We start from the raw sequence: 17,322 nt of genomic DNA, 5'->3' as shown, positions 1-17,322 counted from the left end.
AGGCGCCCGCGTAAAAACGGTCGCCTTTTTTGCTGACTCCTTTGCTTTTGATGGAAATTGAAATGACCGACCAGACCACCCGCCTGCCGATCCGCCGCGCCTTGATCAGTGTCTCCGACAAGACCGGGATCCTCGAATTTGCCCGGGAGCTGGAAGCCCTGGGCGTGGAAATCCTCTCCACAGGCGGGACCTTCAAACTGCTGCAGGACAACGGCGTGGCCGCAGTAGAAGTCGCGGACTACACCGGTTTCGCAGAAATGATGGACGGTCGGGTCAAGACCCTGCACCCGAAAATCCACGGCGGGATCCTCGGTCGTCGCGGTATCGATGACGCCATCATGAGCGAACACGGCATCAAGCCGATCGACCTGGTAGCCGTTAACCTTTACCCGTTCGAAGCCACCATCAACAAGCCAGGCTGCGACCTGCCGACCGCCATTGAGAACATCGATATCGGCGGCCCGACCATGGTTCGCTCGGCTGCCAAGAACCACAAAGACGTGGCCATCGTGGTCAACGCCAGCGACTACGCCCAGGTGCTCGACAGCCTGAAAGCCGGCGGCCTGACCTACGCCCAGCGCTTCGACCTGATGCTCAAGGCGTTCGAACACACCGCGGCCTACGACGGCATGATCGCCAACTACATGGGCACCGTGAACCAGGCCGCCGAGACCCTCAGCACAGAAGGCCGCAGCCAGTTCCCGCGGACCTTCAACAGCCAGTTCATCAAGGCCCAGGAAATGCGCTACGGCGAGAACCCGCACCAGAGCGCGGCGTTCTACGTTGAGGCCAAGCCTGCCGAAGTCGGCATCGCCACCGCGACCCAGCTGCAAGGTAAAGAACTGTCCTACAACAACGTGGCCGACACCGACGCTGCGCTGGAATGTGTGAAGAGCTTCGTCAAGCCAGCCTGCGTGATCGTCAAGCACGCCAACCCGTGCGGCGTGGCCGTGAGCCCGGACGCTGAAGGCGGCATTCGCCAGGCCTACGAACTGGCCTACGCCACCGACACTGAATCTGCGTTTGGCGGCATCATTGCCTTCAACCGCGAACTGGACGCCGAGACCGCCAAGGCGATCGTTGAGCGCCAGTTCGTTGAAGTGATCATTGCCCCTTCGGTGAGTGAAGAAGCGCGCGCCATCGTCGCCGCCAAAGCCAACGTGCGTCTGCTGGCCTGTGGCGAGTGGTCGGCGGACCGCGCCGCTGCCTGGGACTACAAGCGTGTCAACGGTGGCTTGCTGGTGCAGAGCCGCGACATCGGCATGATCGGCAGCGAAGACCTCAAAGTCGTGACCAAACGCGCGCCGACCGAGCAAGAGATCAACGACCTGATCTTCGCCTGGAAAGTCGCCAAGTACGTTAAATCCAACGCCATTGTCTACGCCAAGAACCGCCAGACCATTGGTGTCGGCGCCGGCCAGATGAGCCGCGTGAACTCGGCGCGTATCGCCGCGATCAAGGCCGAACACGCAGGCTTGCAGGTCGTGGGTTCGGTGATGGCTTCCGACGCGTTCTTCCCATTCCGTGATGGCCTGGACAATGCCGCGAAAGCCGGTGTGACCGCCGTGATCCAACCGGGTGGCTCGATGCGTGATGCAGAAGTGATCGCAGCCGCTGATGAAGCGGGCATCGCGATGGTCTTTACCGGCATGCGCCACTTCCGCCACTGATTGATCGTTCCCACGCTCCGCGTGGGAACGCAGCCAGGGACGCTCCGCGTCCCTCGGACGCAGAGCGTCCGTAGAGGCATTCCCACGCAGAGCGTGGGAACGATCATCCTAACGAGGGTTTTGAAATGAATGTTTTGATCATTGGCAGCGGTGGCCGTGAACACGCCCTGGCCTGGAAAGTTGCCCAGGACCCACGCGTCCAGAAGGTTTTCGTCGCACCCGGCAACGCCGGCACCGCCATTGAAGCCAAGTGCGAAAACGTCGCTATCGACGTGCTGGCCCTTGAGCAGTTGGCCGACTTCGCGCAAAAGAATGTTTCCCTGACCATCGTCGGCCCGGAAGTACCGCTGGTGGCTGGCGTTGTGGACCTGTTCCGCAGCCGTGGCCTGGACTGCTTCGGCCCAACCGCCGGTGCCGCGCAGCTGGAAGGCTCCAAAGCCTTCACCAAGGACTTCCTGGCTCGCCACAAGATCCCGACGGCCGACTACCAGAACTTCACCGAGATCGAGCCGGCCCTGGCTTACCTGCGTGAAAAAGGCGCACCGATCGTGATCAAGGCCGATGGCCTGGCCGCCGGTAAAGGCGTGATCGTCGCCATGACCTTGCAGGAAGCCGAAGACGCCGTACGCGACATGCTCGCCGGTAACGCGTTTGGTGATGCAGGCTCGCGTGTGGTGATCGAGGAATTCCTCGACGGCGAAGAAGCCAGCTTCATCGTGATGGTCGATGGCAAGAACGTGCTGCCGATGGCCACCAGCCAAGACCACAAACGTGCGGGCGATGGCGACAGCGGCCCGAACACCGGTGGCATGGGTGCCTACTCCCCTGCCCCAGTCGTCACCGCCGACGTGCACAAACGCGTGATGGACCTGGTGATCTGGCCAACCGTGCGCGGCATGGCCGACGAAGGCAATGTGTACACCGGTTTCCTCTACGCTGGCCTGATGATCGACAAAGCCGGTAACCCGAAAGTCATCGAGTTCAACTGCCGCTTCGGCGACCCGGAAACCCAACCGGTGATGCTGCGTCTGCAATCGAGCCTGGTGCTGCTGGTGGAAGCTGCATTGGCCCAGGCCTTGGACAAGGTTGAAGCGCAGTGGGACCCGCGCCCGAGTGTCGGCATTGTGCTGGCGGCCGGTGGTTACCCTGGCGACTACGCCAAGGGCGATGTGATTGAAGGTCTGGATGCGGCTGCTACGCTGGAAGGCAAGGTGTTCCATGCGGGCACCGCGCTCAAGGACGGCAAAGTTGTAACCGCAGGTGGCCGTGTATTGTGTGCCACTGCAATGGGTGCCAGTGTCGACGCCGCGCAACAGCAGGCGTACAAACTGGCCGCAAAAATCGACTGGAAAGGCTGCTTCTACCGCACGGACATCGGCTATCGCGCCATTGCCCGTGAACGCGGCGAGAGCAACTGAACAGCTACGCTTGCGTAGCTATCCGTTCGGTTAGGTAAGGGCCTTTGGCCCTTGCCGTACCCATGTCGCCCCGCGCATAGTTAACCCGTGCATCAACCTACGAAGGGATTTCGCCGTGCGCTGGCTCAGGATCGCCATAGGTTTTACAGTCAGCTTGCTGACCCTGCTCTGCTTGTTCCCGGCCCAGGCCGCCGCGCAAGGCAGTGGTTGGGCAGTATTGCTTGATGAACAGGCCGACCTGCAGCTGAGCGACATCCGCTCCGCCCGCTACACCAATCAATTCAGCCCCATCGAACTCGACCGGATTACCGCCGCGGAGCCGGACGGTGCGTTGTGGGTACGCTTCAAGCTGCAACCCGGCAAGCACGAACAAGTACTGCGAGTATTCGCCCCGGACCTCTCGCACCTGAACCTGTATGTGCTCGACGGCGACATGCTGGTTGAGCAACAAAGCACCGGTACGCGCCAGCCACAGACGGAACGCCCGCTGCCCAGCAGCGATTTCATGCTGCCGATGCCCCAGAGCCAGAAGCCTCTCGAGGTGTACCTGCGCCTGGTCTCGGAACACGAACTGCGCCCCTACATCACCCTGGAACCGGCCGTGCTCGCCGCCGCCGACCAGACCCAGACGCTGATCTACGGCCTGCTGTTCGGCTGCCTGCTGATGCTGATCCTGCACAACCTCACACGCTTCGCCTACCACCGCTCGCGCAGCAGCCTGTGGCTGGCGGCCTGCGAAGTACTGTTGATGCTGAGCCTGGCGCTGTTGCTCAACCTGGTGGGGCCGTGGCTGCCGAACTGGCACGCGGTGCAGACCCCGGGCGCCTACCTCGCGCTGTTGCTGACTGCGCCGTGCGGGCTGATGTTTGCCTATCGCTTCTTCATGCCCTTGGGCCCGCACCCGCTGAACAAGCTGTTGATGGCCGATATCCTGCTGATCGTGCTGTGTGGCCTGTTGCTGTTGTTCGTCAACACCTTGCCGCTGAACATCATCACCTACGCACTGGTCGCCCTGGCGGGCTTGAGCATGTTGTTTGTCTCGGCCTACCACTGGCAGAAAGGCTACCGGCCGGCGCGCTTGTTTGTGGTGGCGATGGTGGTGTTCAACATCGGCACGCTAATCATCCTCCCCGCCCTGCTGGGCCTGACGCTGGTGGCGCCGCAAGGTTTGATCGTGACCCTGCTGAGCTTTATCTGCCTGAGCGGCTTGCTGATGAGCCTGGCCCTGGGTGAACGCCAGCGCGCCATTGTCGAGGCCCGCTTCAGCCTCAGCCGCGACCTGGCAGCCAGCAACGCCGAAATCGCTGCCAAGGCCGAATTCCTGGCCAAGATCAGCCACGAAATCCGCACCCCTATGAACGGCGTGCTGGGCATGACCGAGTTGCTGCTGGGCACGCCGCTGTCAGTGAAACAGCGTGACTATGTGCAGACCATCCACAGCGCCGGCAATGAACTGCTGACGCTGATCAACGAGATCCTCGACATCTCCAAGCTCGAGTCCGGGCAGATCGAACTGGACGACGTGCAATTTGACCTCAACGCGCTGATCGATGACTGCTTGAGCATCTTCCGCGCCAAGGCCGAACAGCAGAACGTCGAGCTGATCAGCTTTATCCAGCCACAGGTACCGCGCGTGATCAGCGGCGACCCCACGCGCCTGCGCCAGGCGCTGTTGAGCCTGCTGGAAAACGCCCTGCAAAAAACCGATGAAGGCGAAGTGCTGATCGTGGTTGCCCTCGACGAACGCAGCACCAAGCCGCGCCTGCGCATCGCGGTACAAGACAGCGGCCTGCCGATGGACGCCGCCGAACGCGACGCGCTGCTGCACAGCGAACTGCACAGCAAGAACTTCCTGTCGGCCACGCGCCTGAGCGGCCACCTGGGCCTGGTCATCGCCCGTCAGTTGATCCTGCTGATGAACGGCGAGTTCGGCATCAAGAGCGGCAGCCACCAGGGCAGCACCCTGTGGCTGACCCTGCCACTGGACCCGGAACGCCTGGAGCACCCGACGTCCGACCTCGACGGGCCGCTCAAGGGCGCGCGGGTGTTGGTGGTCGATGACAACGACACCTGCCGCAAAGTGCTGGTGCAGCAATGCACCGCCTGGGGCTTGAACGTCAGCGCCGTGCCGTCCGGCAAAGAAGCGCTGGCGCTGCTGCGCACCAAGGCGCACCTGCGCGACTACTTCGACGTGGTGCTGCTGGACCAGAACATGCCCGGCATGACCGGCATGCAACTGGCGGCGAAGATCAAGGAAGACCCGAGCCTGAACCACGACATCCTGCTGATCATGCTCACCGGCATCAGCAATGCGCCGAGCAAGATCATCGCGCGCAACTGCGGGATCAAGCGCATCCTCGCCAAGCCGGTGGCCGGCTACACGCTCAAGACCACCCTGGCCGACGAACTGACCCAGCGCAGCAAAGGCGCAATTGCGCCGCGCCCGGTGCTCAACGCGCCGACAGCAGTGACCGTGCCGAGTGATTTCAAGATCCTGGTGGCCGAAGACAACAGCATCTCCACCAAAGTGATTCGCGGCATGCTCGGCAAGCTCAACCTCAACCCGGACACCGCCAGCAACGGCGAAGAAGCGCTGGAGGCAATGAAGGCCCAGCGTTACGACCTGGTGTTGATGGACTGCGAAATGCCGATCCTCGATGGCTTCTCTGCCACCCAGCAATTGCGCGCGTGGGAAGTCAGCCATCAGCGTATTCGCACACCCGTGGTGGCGCTGACGGCACATATCCTCACGGAACATAAAGAGCGCGCACGCCAGGCCGGCATGGATGGCCATATGGCCAAGCCGGTGGAATTGTCGCAGTTGCGTGAACTGGTGGAGTTTTGGGTGGCGCAGCGTCAGCAGCGGCCGGAACACGCCCCGTCGTGACCTTGAAATGCAGCCTCCTGTGGGAGCTGGCTTGCCTGCGATGGCCATGGGTATCTACACAACGTTAGCGGGCTGACCAGGCGGGTGGTCGGTCGGGGTGAATATCCGTTGCTGCGGTAACGGCTTCTATTGGTTCCGCTCTTACAGCGGGTCACTTTTGCAAGGACGCAAAAGTAACCAAAAGGTCCTCGCCCCAACACTCGGTGCCTCGCTATGGCTCGGCATGCCCGCAATCCGACAGTGATTTGGGGGGCCGCCGCGATGGGCCATCCTTGGCCCAGCGCGGCTAAACCGGCATCCCTGCCGGTTTACCCCCCAAATCACTGTCAGATTCCGGCCATCGTGTTTGACGGGGCGATTTCAGATCAAGATCAAAAGCGCAGATCAAAAGACCGCTGACTTCGTCAGCGAAAAGGATGTAAGGGCCAGAGCAAGAGCAAGAGCCATACTCGGTCAAAGGTGGGAGCTGGCTTGCCTGCGATGGCATCAACTCGGTGTGCCTGATGTACCGAGGTGCCTGCATCGCAGGCAAGCCAGCTCCCACAGAAAAGCAGATCTCAAGTGTATGCAAATCCGCTTTTGCTTTTGATTCAACCACTCAGGTCGGCTTTCAGGCCGCCGTGCTGTAGATCTTGATCTTGATCTGCTTTTGATCTGAGACGCCCCGTTAACCACGATGGCCGAACGCAGGCTTGAATCCGTGGGTAACCCGGCAGGACGCCGGGTTAGCCGCGCTGGGCCAAGGATGGCCCATCGCGGCGGCCCACGGATTCAAGCCGGAGTGAGGGCACACCGAGCCTAAGCGAGGGGCCGAGTGGTGGGGCGAGGACCTTTTGGTTACTTTTGCGTCCTTGCAAAAGTGACCCGCTGTAAGAGCGGAACCATAGGCCGCCGTTACCTAAATAACGGATATGCCCCCAAGATAAAACACCCCAGACGCCAGTATTTATGTAGATGCCTATGCTGCGATGGCGGTGTGTCAATCACACACCCTTTGTCTGCTCCACCGCTATCGCAGGCAAGCCAGCTCCCACATTTGCCCGGTTGCGCCTGATAGACTCCGCAAACCTCTCCTATCGCGAGCCGCGCCCATGCTCCACGTGTTATTCAGCGTCTACCTGAAAATGCTGGTGCTCTACAGCCCGTTCTTCGTGCTGTCCTGCTTTATCAGCCTGACCCGTGGTTACTCCAGCAAAGAGCGGCGCCGCCTGGCCTGGAAAGTCGCGCTGGCCACGCTGGTGTCGAGCGTGTTGCTCTACCTGTTCGGCCGGGTGATTTTCAGCGTGTTCGGCATTACGGTGGATGCTTTCCGCATCGGCGCCGGCAGCGTGCTGTTTATCTCGGCCCTGGGCATGGCCCAGGGCAAGTCAGCGGTGCAGACCGACAATGTGCAGCAGGACGTCACCATCGTACCGTTGACCATCCCGCTCACGGTCGGCCCCGGTACCATCGGTGCGCTGTTGGTGATGGGCGTGAGCCAGCCGCACTGGGATGACAAGTTCATGGCCATCGTCAGCATTGCCCTGGCCAGCTTCACGGTCGGTGTGGTGCTGTATTTGTCCAACCGTATCGAACGCATACTGGGTGACCAGGGCTTGCAGATTGTCAGTCGGTTGATGGGTTTATTCGTGTGTGCGTTGGCCGCGCAGATCATCTTTACCGGTGTGCGCGGTTATCTGGTGCCTTAAATCCGGTATTTCGCGATCGCCAGTTGCACCTTGTCACCGGCACTCTCGCGCATCAGTTGAATGGTTTTTTCGTTGACCATCGAGGTATTGAGCACCAGGCAAGTCTGGCCGCTGAAAGCCTCGACCGAAGAGCTGTCCCATTCCAGAAATGGCAGGCCCAGCTGTTTGCTCACACCGTGGCTGCTGTAAGTCGCCAGCACCATCATCAGCTCTCCTGCCGTTTCAGCACAGGACGCCAAGCCAAAATCGCCGCCCTGGTGCACTGTGCTATTGCGTTTGAACAACTCAAACAACGCAGGTTGATGTTTCAAGGCCTCCAGCGCATCGGCGGCCAGTTTCGGCAATGCCGCCAGCAACGGCCCGGCCAGCGAAGTCGCTGCCAGCGCCGCGATGATACTCAGTGCCGCCACCTGCACCGTCAGCCCCTTGTCGGAGCTTGAGACCCGTTCAAAGCGGCTGCGCACCGGCAGCCAGCCCAGGCTGACCATCACCTTGATAAACTCGTCGTACCACGCCTCGCTCCCTCGTTGCACCTTCAACACATCACTCACGTAACTGCTGGCAAACAGGTAGCTTTTACGAATGTATTCACGGTTCAACGCCGACATGCCCTCGATAAACGAGATCACGCCGTTGTTGACGACGGCTGCATTGCTATCATCTTCCGCGTCCAGGGGCGCCGAGCGCTTGGCGCCCGGCGCCCCTGGCAGCTTGTAGGCGGCAATCAACTTGCGCCTTTTCGCACTGATGATCCTTTTATGACGTCGCTCCATTTTCAGTTCTCCACAAGCACCCCACATGGGGCTTGTCTCCACACTAGTCCAGCGGCCAGCGCGCTTTCCAGGCCACAAACATCGCTTGACGCACCCGTCGAAAAAACACCACCCAGCAATAACGCGGCGTACCGGTAGACCTTCGCTCTTTCATCGACAAAAAAAGAAAAAGCCCCGAACAACGGCAGGTTTTCACCCAGCATTACTCGGAGCCTTCTTACCTGCCGTGGGCTGTTTTCAGGACGCGGGTTTCTCGCCATACCAACGCGGCGTGTATACCCATTCGCCGCCACCGGCGCGGGGAAATACGCAAGTGGTGGACGAGCCGATCAGCACCATGGTGCGCATATCCACTTGCTCAGGCGTCAACTGCCCCAACGTGGTGACGCGCAAAGTCTGGCCAGGGCGGCCAATGTCGCGGCCCAGCACCACCGGTGTTTCGGGAGTGCGGTGCAACGCGACGATTTCCAGGGCGCGCCCCAATTGCCACGGCCGCGAACGCGAGATCGGGTTATAGAACGCCAGCGCCAGGTCGGCCTGGGACGCAAGGTCCAGACGTTTTTCGATGATCGACCAGGGTTTGAGGTTGTCCGACAGTGACATCACGCAGAAGTCATGCCCCAATGGCGCACCCGCCTGCGCGGCCGTGGCCAGCGAGGCTGAGACGCCCGGCAGGATCTCCAGTTCGACCTGATGCCAGGCCGGGTCGCTGGATTCGTGCAACGCCTCGAGCACCGCCGCCGCCATGGCAAATACGCCAGGGTCGCCGGACGACACCACCACCACCGAACGGCCCTGAGCCGCCAACTCGAAGGCATGGCGAGCGCGTTGCATTTCTTCGCGGTTGTCGGTGCAGTGTTGCACTTGATCGTCGCGGAACGGCCCGGCCATGCGCACATAGGTTTCGTAGCCCAGCACATCGGTGCAACGCGCCAGCTCGGCCTTCACCGCCGGCACCATCAACTCGGCTGCGCCAGGGCCAAGGCCGATCACGGCCAGGCGGCCACGGGCACGGCCAACGTGCGACAGGTCCAGCGGTTGCTCTGCCACGGTGATCACGATGTCCGTGTCTTGCGCCAGTTGCGCAAACCGCAACGGCACACCTAACTCCACTGCGGCTTGCTGCAACGAGGCTTCGGCCATCTGCGTGTCGCTGGCCAGCAGGCACGCCAGCGATTGCACGGCGATGCCGGCGTCATGCAAAGCCGTTCGCACGCGCTGAGCTAAATCCACACCTGGCTTACAGGTGACACACACCGTCTTCGGATAAATCAGCAACTCATTGGCAGCCGGCACGCGCTCGGCACTGCCCACGTGAATCGCCAAACGTGCGTGCTGATCCTGCGGCAAATTCGCCTGGTCCAGCCACGGCGCCACGCCTTCGATGCGCACGCTTTCACCGGCCAGCAGGTCCGAGACAAACCGTTTGCCCAGCTCCAGGTCCGCCAACGCATAACCCGCTGGCGGGTTGAGCAGGCAAGTGCCAAAACGCAGTTCGCCGCTGGTGGTGATCGCCGCAGCGACACCCAGTGCTGCGCCAATCTCTCGCGCCATCAGGTTCACACCGCCCAGGCCACCGAGCAACGGCACTACGGCGCTGCCGTCTTCAGCGACGGCGAGCACAGCCGGCTCTTCGCCTTTTTCCAGCAGCAGCGGCGCCAGCGTGCGGATCACAATGCCGGCAGCACACAAAGCAATCAGCGGCGTGCCTTGCTGGTACAGCTGGCGCAGGGTCGTGCCGAATTCACTGTAAGCCTGGTCTGCACCTTCAACCCGCCCGGCCAAGCCGTGGATCAGCGCGCCAGGGTAAACCTGCGCGATCTTGCGCGCCGTCGCCAGGCTGGCCTGGCCGAGAATGACAATCGCCGGGCGCATCAACCTTGCCACCTTTCACCCGGCACGATGATCAGCGAGAAGTACGGCGAAGACGCTGGGTCGACTTGATCCAGCGGCACTATTTTCTGATTAGCCATGGTCGCACGCTCCACGTAGAGCGCACGCTCGGCCAAGCCGAGTTCTTGCAGCACCTGGCGCACCTTGGGGAAATTACGCCCCAGCTTCATGATCACGGCGGCATCGGCATCCGCCAACCGACGTTTGAGGTCGTCGTGGGGCAGCACGCCGGAGAGCACCGACAAACTCTGATTGCGATACACCAACGGCGCGCCGAGCACCGAAGCGCCGCCGAGCATTGAGCAGACGCCGGGGATAACCTCGGCTTCATAGCGCTCGGCCAAACGGTCATGCAGGTACATGTAGGAGCCGTAGAAGAACGGATCGCCTTCGCAGATCACCGCCACATCGCGGCCAGCGTCCAGGTGCGCGGCCACATCGAGGCTGGCGTTATCGTAGAAGTCGCTGATGATCTGCTCGTAAGACATCGGTGCCGGCAGCACTTCGGTGGTCACCGGGTACACCAGCGGCATCAAGGTCTGCTGTGCCACCAAGTGGTCTTCGATAATACCGAAAGCATTGCCTTTCTTGCCCTTGGCCACGAAATACGCCACCACCGGCGACTCGCGTAGCAGGCGCAGCGCCTTGAGGGTGATCAGTTCGGGGTCACCGGGGCCAACGCCCAGGCCAATCAAACGTCCGCGTGCCGGCATTATTCGACCTCCGTGGCCAAGGCGTTGACCGCCGCGGCAGCCATCGCACTGCCGCCCAAGCGGCCTTGCATGATCACAAACGGCACGCCACGGCTGTCGGCCGCCAGCATCGCCTTGGATTCGGCAGCGCCGACAAAACCCACCGGGAAGCCCAGGATCAATGCCGGTTTCGGCGCGCCGGCGTCGAGCATTTCCAACAGGTAGAACAGCGCCGTCGGTGCGTTGCCGATCACCACCACGCTGCCTTCCAAGTGCGGACGCCACAGTTCCAGCGCAGCGGCTGAACGGGTGTTGCCCAGCTCCCGCGCCAGCTCCGGCACGCTGTCATCGCGCAAGGTGCAGATCACCTGGTTATTGGCTGGCAGGCGCGCGCGGGTCACGCCTTCGGAGACCATGCGCGCATCACACAAAATCGGCGCGCCAGCGGCCAACGCATCGCGCCCGGCCTTGCCTGCACCTTCGGAGAACTGCAGGCCGTCGATGGCGTCGACCATGCCGCAGGCATGAATCACCCGCACCGCGAGTTTTTCCAAGTCAGCCGGGATGCGCTCCAACTTGGCTTCCGCGCGAATAATGGCGAAGGAGTTGCGATAGATCTCCTGACCGTCGCGGATGTAATCAATCATCGGTGTTGCTCCGTGTGCGGCCGCGTAACAGGGCGCCCGCCGCTTCAATGGAAAGAGTGCGTGCGTGCAGCCGGCCGAAACCGGGTTGGGCTGCCTCGCGAAAATAGACGTCGTAGTGGCCGGGGCTTACCGCCAGCAAGGTGACCGGCGCGGTGTGTGCGGCAGCGCAAGAGCGTGGGCAGCCGGACAGATGTACGTCGTGGCCGGGTTGCAGCGCAGCCAGTTGCAGCGCATCGGCCTTGGTGTCGGCCAGGCCTTTGCCACAGCCGCTTGAGCCGGTGCAGGCGATCATGCGTGCCAGCGGTTGGTCGACTGAGCAGAGAAAGCCCAATTGCTCCAAGCCTGCAGTCACGGCGTCGTGGTGTTCAAGGTTGGGCAGCAGTACGCCCTGCCACGGCGTGATACGCAACGTGCCGTCGCCAAACTCACTGGCCAGTTGCGCGGCGCCTTTAAGCATGTTCGAGTCCAGACGCCCCAGCGGCGCAACGGCGGCGACGTAGAACAGGTTTTTTTGCCGCTGTGGATAAGTACCCAGATGCAACAGAGCCCCACCGACCGGGCGCTTGAACCCATCCACCGGCAATAACTGCAGGCTCAGGTGGGCCAGTAAGTTATCCACAGCCAGATGACGCATGCGGGTTTGCGTCGGTGTCGCCAGGTCGAGAAACGCCTCCAACACCGCCACGACCAAGGCATGGCCTTGCTTGAGCGGCACAGCGGCCAAGGGTGCATCCAGCCCCGGACAACCGGCCAGACCAAAAGCCAAGAGTGTCTCGCCCGACTGCTCAAACGCCGACAGCCACAGATCATGGTGATGCTCGAGCATCGCCAAGGCTTCACCGCCGTCGAGTTGCACGGCGAATTTGGCCGACAGTTCATGGAACCGTGGATGATTTTGCAGGGTGGCGAGGACCTGATCCGCCAGTGGACGGGTGTCGAACAGCATCTGCGGGTCAATACCGGCGCTGGGGCTGAGCATCAGGTTGCGCACGTCGTCGCCGGCGGCGTTGCTGGGGCCAAGCCCTGCGGCCAGCAGCAGCGCGATCAATGCATCCTGCTCGGCGCCTATGCCGCGAATCTGCAGGTTGGCGCGGTTGGTAGCTTCGATCACCCCACCCGCATAGGTCTGCGCCGCGTCCGCCACAGCAACTGCCTGGGCGGCAGTGATAGAACCACCGGCCAATTTGATCCGGCAAATCCCGCCATCCAGCGCCTGGACGATACGCAGCAACCCCGGACAAGCCGAGGGGCGCAAGGTATTCAGAGCAGGCGTTGGGTTCACGGGGCTACCGGTTGACGGGTAAAGGCGCGGTATTATGCCTGCTTTGTCCGGCGGCATGAAAAGCCTGCCCGTCGGATGTCGTTCAAGGAATTCATATGTCGCCCTGGCTGACGGTTGTAGGCATCGGTGAAGACGGCTTCAAGGGGCTGGGCAGAAACGCCCGGCACGCCCTGTTGCGCGCCACCCGGATTATAGGCGGCCAACGCCAGTTGGACCTGCTGCCCGTGTGTATTCGTGGCGAGCGCCAGCTGTGGCCAAGCCCGTTTTCCCTGGAGCCGGTGCTGGCGCGACGCGGCGAGCCTGTGTGCGTGCTGGCCAGCGGCGACCCGATGTTCTATGGCGTAGGCGCCAGTCTGGCGCGCCAGGTGGCGGCTGAAGAACTGCTGATTTTACCGGCGCCGTCCTCCGTGTCATTGGCGGCGGCGCGTTTGGGCTGGCCATTGCAGGAGGTGGTGACGTTATCCGTGGTGGCGCGGCCTTTGGCGGCGATTAATGCGCACCTGGCCAGCGGCGTGCGGTTGCTGGTGTTGAGCAATGACGGGCGCAGCCCTGCCGCGATTGCCGCGCTGTTAGCCGAGTCCGGTTTCGGGCTCAGCCGGTTGAGCGTGTTTGAACACTTGGGCGGTGCAGATGAACAGCGCGTCGACGGGCTTGCTGTGGATTGGCCGCACGCCTCGGTCGCGGATTTGAACCTGGTGGCCATCGACTGCCTGGCCGACGCCAACACCCCGCGCCTGTCACGCCTCGCCGGGCTGCCGGATTCGGCCTTCAAACACGACGGCCAACTGACCAAGCGCGATGTACGCGCCATGACCCTTGCCCGCCTCGCGCCCATGCCCGGCGAATTGCTCTGGGACGTGGGCGCCGGTAGTGGCTCCATCGGCATCGAGTGGATGCGCGCGCATCCGAGTTGTCGCGCACTGGCAATTGAAGCCGATACGGGCCGCCAAAGCCTGATCGAACATAACCGCGATGCCCTTGGTGTGCCCGGCCTGCAACTGGTTCGCGGCAAGGCGCCTGAGGCGTTGCTCGGCCTGGAAGCACCGGACGCCATCTTTATCGGCGGCGGCGTCACCCGCGACGGCGTGCTCGACACTTGCTGGCAGCACCTGCGTCCCGGTGGTCGTCTGGTCGCCAATGCCGTGACCCTGCAAAGTGAAATGACCTTAATGGCGTGGCGCGCTGAACACGGCGGCGAACTGACCCGCATTCATGTGGCCCAGGCCCAACCGCTGGGTGAGTTCGACACCTGGCGTCAGGCGCTGCCGATTACCTTGCTGGACGTGATCAAGCCGCTATGAAACGCATCCTGTTATTGGGCGGCGTGACCGAAGCATTGGCCATCGCCCGCACGTTGGGGCCTGAGCATATCTATAGCTTGGCTGGCGTGGGCCGCGTGCCTACAGACCTCACCTGCCAGGTACGCGTCGGCGGCTATGGTGGGTTTGAAGGTTTGGCGCAGTTTGTTCGCGATGAGCAGATTAGCCTGATCCTCGATGCGACCCACCCATATGCTGCGCAGATCAGCCAAAACGCTGCCCAGGCGGCGCGGTTGTGCGGCATTCCCTGCTGGGCGTTGCGGCGTCCGGCGTGGCAGCCGCAGGCGGGAGACGACTGGCGCGAGGTGGGAGACTGGGCGCAGCTGATTGAAGCACTCAAACCCTTCAAGCGCCCGCTGTTCACCTTGGGGCGCGAGCCATTGCAGCACCTGGAGGAAATCCCCGCCGATCAATTCTGGACGTTGCGCGCACTGGATGTGTATCCGGGCAATGAGCGCTGTGAAGTCATCGGCGCGCGTGGGCCGTTTCTGATTGAGGACGAGCGCGCGTTGTTTGAGCGGCGTGGGATTGATGTGTTGATCAGCAAGAACAGCGGCAGTGCGGCGACCGAACCGAAGCTGGAAGTGGCACGCGAGCGTAGGGTGCCGGTGCTGGTGTTGAAGCGGCCGGTGTTGGCGGGGGTGGATAGAGAGTTCACCGACGTGGCTGCGGTGCTACAGGCAACCAGCGCTCTCTAAACACCACCTATCCAATGTGGGAGCGGGCTTGCTCGCGAAGGCGGTGTGTCAGTCGCCGGATGAATTGACTGACACTGCGCTTTCGCGAGCAAGCCCGCTCCCACACTTGGAATGCACTATCAGTGCTGCTGCCGTCGACGGCCCTATGCCTTTATGCACGCGTTCAGCCAGCAATCGCGCCAGCTCAATCAACTGCGCAACGCCCAGCAATTCCTCTCGCTTCGGGCCATCCAGGTCAAACGCAAGGTCGCAACTCAGCGCATTGGCCGAGGCGAGTGTTTCGCTGAGGTTGACCAGCAGGTCTTCGGTGCTGATTCCGTCGGCTACGGTGAATAGGCAAATGGGGGGATTGGGGGTGGGTTTAATCATTGTGAAGCTCCGGAGAAGTAAAAAGGAGCTGCCACTGATCGCCGCGACGCGATGGGGGTGGCAGCTGTACGCAGGTTCGCGGACCGATTCTCCGAAACAACCGGCATACCCGAAGGTATCCCGCGCACAGCCGCCATAGCGCCGCACAGTAGACGATAAAAAAGCGCCAACTGAAAGGAGACGATGACGCTTTTGCGTCTGGAGAAATCCGGGCCGCGACGCCCGACCGCTGCGTGTGCGGCGGTGTATGGAGACTAGAGATTGAGTGTCCTAGGGACAACCTCAAAACCTTGTAAGACGTTTCTGTTTTTCCCAATGCCTAGCCGAACGGACAGTTGTTTGGCTTTGCGCCAGCCAGCACCATTTCAGCGCCATTCCCTTTGCATACATCAACGTCACGACCACGTTTGAGTACCCCTGCGCGCTCAAAAAAGGACAAACATGAAAAGCACGGACACGCAAATCCAACAGCCAATCGGCACAGTCAACACCCCTCTCAACGATTGCGTGGAGAGCCAGATGTGAGGCGTTACAACATCACCACCGGTTCAACCACCACGGTGGGTGGCAAAGTGATCAGTGGTTGTGAGCGCACCAGTTTCAATGGCGAATTAATCTCAAGGGAGGGTGACCGGGTCGCTTGTCCGGCGTGCGGCACTGAAGGCTTCATCGAGCTTATCGGCCCTCATCTGCACGAAGAGTGGAACGGCAAACAAGCGGCGCTTGAGGGCGATCTGTGTATCTGCAAATGCCATCCACCGCCGGAGTTGATTGCCAATCAGAACTTCAAATCTCAGCAGTTCGGCCCCCAACCTCAACGAGTCGCCCCCGCTGGAATGGGGCCACCAGCGTCCGCCTCATACCCTTCCAACTTTTCCGCGCCCGGTGCGCCAAAGCGTGCCGCTGACGCCTGCGTTTTCGCCAAATCATGCGTTTCGGTGCCGGCCGGTTCTACGGCTGCGGGAACCGGCCCGGAAAACGCCAAAAATTTCGGCACCACGGCCCTCATGGCTTCAACCGGTACCACAGGCGCCGTCGGCAGGGTAGCAGGCACACTCGGCAGCGACCTCGGGGCCTGGGCTGTACGAGGGCTGGCGGCAGCCAGTTCGGCCCTCAACGTCGTGCTGCTGGCGTTCTGGCCGCGAGATATTGGTGATTCAACGCTGTATACCCCTGAGCAGTTGGAAGGGATGCGTTTGGCCAGTACGCGGGTGCGTTTCCAGTTTCGCCAGGATGAATCCGGTGAACTGCGTGTTTACGGCCTACATACCCCACCTGGCAGTGGCGCCGACCGCGTACCCGTTGCGCAAGCCCGGTGGAATGACCACCACAGCGCGATGGTGGCGGTGCTGGATGGCATCAGCATCACGTGGACGCCGAACCACGGCCCGGTTGTCAGCGTGCCGAGTCCCTATCCCGGTACACCGGAGCGCCTGGATAATGTGTTGGTTCATCCGATTGCAGTGGGGCAAGATTCGGCAATCAGCCACTATCCAGGGCGCGATGCAGAAGACGTCACCTGGCAGGATACGATTATCTCGTTTCCGGCTGATTCGGGCGTGCCGCCGCTGTATTTGGTGTTTGCCAAGCCGGCAGTCGGGCCGTTGGAGGTGGATATTTATGGTGCGTTCAGTGGACGACCGCGCAACGGGTTGCACATGGATCACATACCCTCGCAGGCAGCGATAAGACGTCATCTAGAAAGCTATGCAATAAGTTTTACAGAGAAGCAGCTCAAGGAAGCGTTAAATAACGCTGCGAGCATTGCGATTCCCTCTTACATCCATCAAAAGTTTAGTGAGACTTACGGTTGGCGAAACACGGAGACAAAGCAGACGTTAGATGCTGAGGATCTGCGTCAAGCGGCAGACAGCAATTTCGATGCTATCAAGCCATACCTTCTAGATCACGGCTTCGCTGAGTCTGATCTCGAGATGGCACGCACCCAAATGCATAAAGTCAACGAAAATCAGGGGTGGTACTAGG

General features: G+C 61.6%; 12 protein-coding genes and 1 pseudogene. 7 read left to right on the top strand and 6 right to left on the bottom strand.

Translation table 11 applies throughout. The features are described 5' to 3' along the window. The first annotated feature begins 62 nt into the window (after positions 1-62). The 4 genes from purH (at position 63) to tspR (ending at position 7,663) form a co-directional block, all read left to right on the top strand. A complete protein-coding gene (gene purH / locus P5706_RS02895) occupies positions 63-1,670 on the top strand; it encodes a bifunctional phosphoribosylaminoimidazolecarboxamide formyltransferase/IMP cyclohydrolase (protein ID WP_200433775.1) in 1,608 nt (535 codons plus the stop codon). 125 nt (positions 1,671-1,795) lie between these two features. After that, positions 1,796-3,088: a phosphoribosylamine--glycine ligase gene (gene purD / locus P5706_RS02890; RefSeq protein ID WP_285678526.1), complete on the top strand. Its 1,293-nt coding sequence runs from the start codon at positions 1,796-1,798 to the stop codon at positions 3,086-3,088. 115 nt (positions 3,089-3,203) lie between these two features. Continuing rightward, positions 3,204-5,975, top strand: coding sequence for a hybrid sensor histidine kinase/response regulator (locus P5706_RS02885; RefSeq protein ID WP_200433773.1), 2,772 nt, complete (start codon positions 3,204-3,206; stop codon positions 5,973-5,975). A 1,091-nt stretch (positions 5,976-7,066) separates the two neighbouring features. Beyond that, on the top strand, positions 7,067-7,663 hold the full coding sequence (gene tspR, locus P5706_RS02880; protein ID WP_017136752.1) for a type III secretion system genes modulator TspR: 597 nt from the start codon (positions 7,067-7,069) through the stop codon (positions 7,661-7,663). Here tspR and P5706_RS02875 read toward each other — a convergent pair. The 5 genes from P5706_RS02875 to cobG all read right to left on the bottom strand — a co-directional run bounded on the left by P5706_RS02875 (position 7,660) and on the right by cobG (position 13,007). After that, positions 7,660-8,436 carry a hypothetical protein gene (locus P5706_RS02875; protein WP_285678525.1) on the bottom strand — a complete coding sequence of 259 codons (777 nt, stop codon included), beginning with the start codon at positions 8,434-8,436 and terminating at the stop codon, positions 7,660-7,662. The two genes, tspR and P5706_RS02875, sit on opposite strands and share 4 nt — an antisense overlap. 237 nt (positions 8,437-8,673) lie before the next feature. Further along, entirely contained in the window at positions 8,674-10,311 is a 1,638-nt protein-coding gene (gene cobJ, locus P5706_RS02870) for a precorrin-3B C(17)-methyltransferase (protein ID WP_285678524.1), read from the bottom strand. After that, positions 10,311-11,042, bottom strand: coding sequence for a precorrin-2 C(20)-methyltransferase (locus tag P5706_RS02865; protein WP_065930618.1), 732 nt, complete (start codon positions 11,040-11,042; stop codon positions 10,311-10,313). Before P5706_RS02865 ends, cobJ begins: the two co-directional genes overlap by 1 nt. Continuing rightward, a complete protein-coding gene (locus tag P5706_RS02860) occupies positions 11,042-11,668 on the bottom strand; it encodes a precorrin-8X methylmutase (RefSeq protein WP_017136756.1) in 627 nt (208 codons plus the stop codon). Before P5706_RS02860 ends, P5706_RS02865 begins: the two co-directional genes overlap by 1 nt. Beyond that, a complete protein-coding gene (gene cobG / locus P5706_RS02855) occupies positions 11,661-13,007 on the bottom strand; it encodes a precorrin-3B synthase (protein WP_285678523.1) in 1,347 nt (448 codons plus the stop codon). The genes P5706_RS02860 and cobG overlap by 8 nt, the downstream gene beginning before the upstream one ends. A gap of 38 nt (positions 13,008-13,045) precedes the next feature. Between cobG and cbiE the strand changes: the two genes are divergently transcribed. Then, the gene (gene cbiE / locus P5706_RS02850) at positions 13,046-14,251 is read left to right on the top strand and encodes a precorrin-6y C5,15-methyltransferase (decarboxylating) subunit CbiE (RefSeq protein WP_285678522.1); all 1,206 of its coding nucleotides are present in this window, start codon (positions 13,046-13,048) and stop codon (positions 14,249-14,251) included. Further along, the gene (locus P5706_RS02845; protein WP_285678521.1) at positions 14,248-14,967 is read left to right on the top strand and encodes a cobalt-precorrin-6A reductase; all 720 of its coding nucleotides are present in this window, start codon (positions 14,248-14,250) and stop codon (positions 14,965-14,967) included. The genes cbiE and P5706_RS02845 overlap by 4 nt, the downstream gene beginning before the upstream one ends. A 147-nt stretch (positions 14,968-15,114) precedes the next feature. On the opposite strand, the pseudogene P5706_RS02840 reads toward P5706_RS02845, so the two are convergent. Continuing rightward, a pseudogene (locus P5706_RS02840) lies at positions 15,115-15,336 on the bottom strand (DUF6124 family protein); the annotation flags it as partial. A 521-nt stretch (positions 15,337-15,857) separates the two neighbouring features. Here P5706_RS02840 and P5706_RS02835 point away from each other — a divergent pair. Next, positions 15,858-17,321, top strand: a complete 1,464-nt coding sequence (locus P5706_RS02835; RefSeq protein ID WP_285678520.1) for an S-type pyocin domain-containing protein — start codon at positions 15,858-15,860, stop codon at positions 17,319-17,321. The last annotated feature ends 1 nt before the right edge of the window (position 17,322 follow it).

The organism is Pseudomonas sp. ChxA, assembly GCF_030263855.1.
Lineage (GTDB): Bacteria > Pseudomonadota > Gammaproteobacteria > Pseudomonadales > Pseudomonadaceae > Aquipseudomonas > Aquipseudomonas fluorescens_CB.
The sequence above is the reverse complement of the archived record's forward strand: the minus strand, read 5'-3'. Positions and strand labels throughout refer to the sequence as shown.

Excerpts from the sequence above, each read along its gene's own strand:
- tspR (WP_017136752.1), top strand. The coding sequence starts at position 7,067 with ATGCTCCACGTGTTATTCAGCGTCTACCTGAAAATGCTGGTGCTCTAC.
- cbiE (WP_285678522.1), top strand. The coding sequence starts at position 13,046 with ATGTCGCCCTGGCTGACGGTTGTAGGCATCGGTGAAGACGGCTTCAAG.
- cobG (WP_285678523.1), bottom strand. The coding sequence starts at position 13,007 with ATGCCGCCGGACAAAGCAGGCATAATACCGCGCCTTTACCCGTCAACC.
- P5706_RS02875 (WP_285678525.1), bottom strand. The coding sequence starts at position 8,436 with ATGGAGCGACGTCATAAAAGGATCATCAGTGCGAAAAGGCGCAAGTTG.
- cobJ (WP_285678524.1), bottom strand. The coding sequence starts at position 10,311 with ATGCGCCCGGCGATTGTCATTCTCGGCCAGGCCAGCCTGGCGACGGCG.
- purH (WP_200433775.1), top strand. The coding sequence starts at position 63 with ATGACCGACCAGACCACCCGCCTGCCGATCCGCCGCGCCTTGATCAGT.
- P5706_RS02845 (WP_285678521.1), top strand. The coding sequence starts at position 14,248 with ATGAAACGCATCCTGTTATTGGGCGGCGTGACCGAAGCATTGGCCATC.
- P5706_RS02865 (WP_065930618.1), bottom strand. The coding sequence starts at position 11,042 with ATGCCGGCACGCGGACGTTTGATTGGCCTGGGCGTTGGCCCCGGTGAC.
- purD (WP_285678526.1), top strand. The coding sequence starts at position 1,796 with ATGAATGTTTTGATCATTGGCAGCGGTGGCCGTGAACACGCCCTGGCC.
- P5706_RS02860 (WP_017136756.1), bottom strand. The coding sequence starts at position 11,668 with ATGATTGATTACATCCGCGACGGTCAGGAGATCTATCGCAACTCCTTC.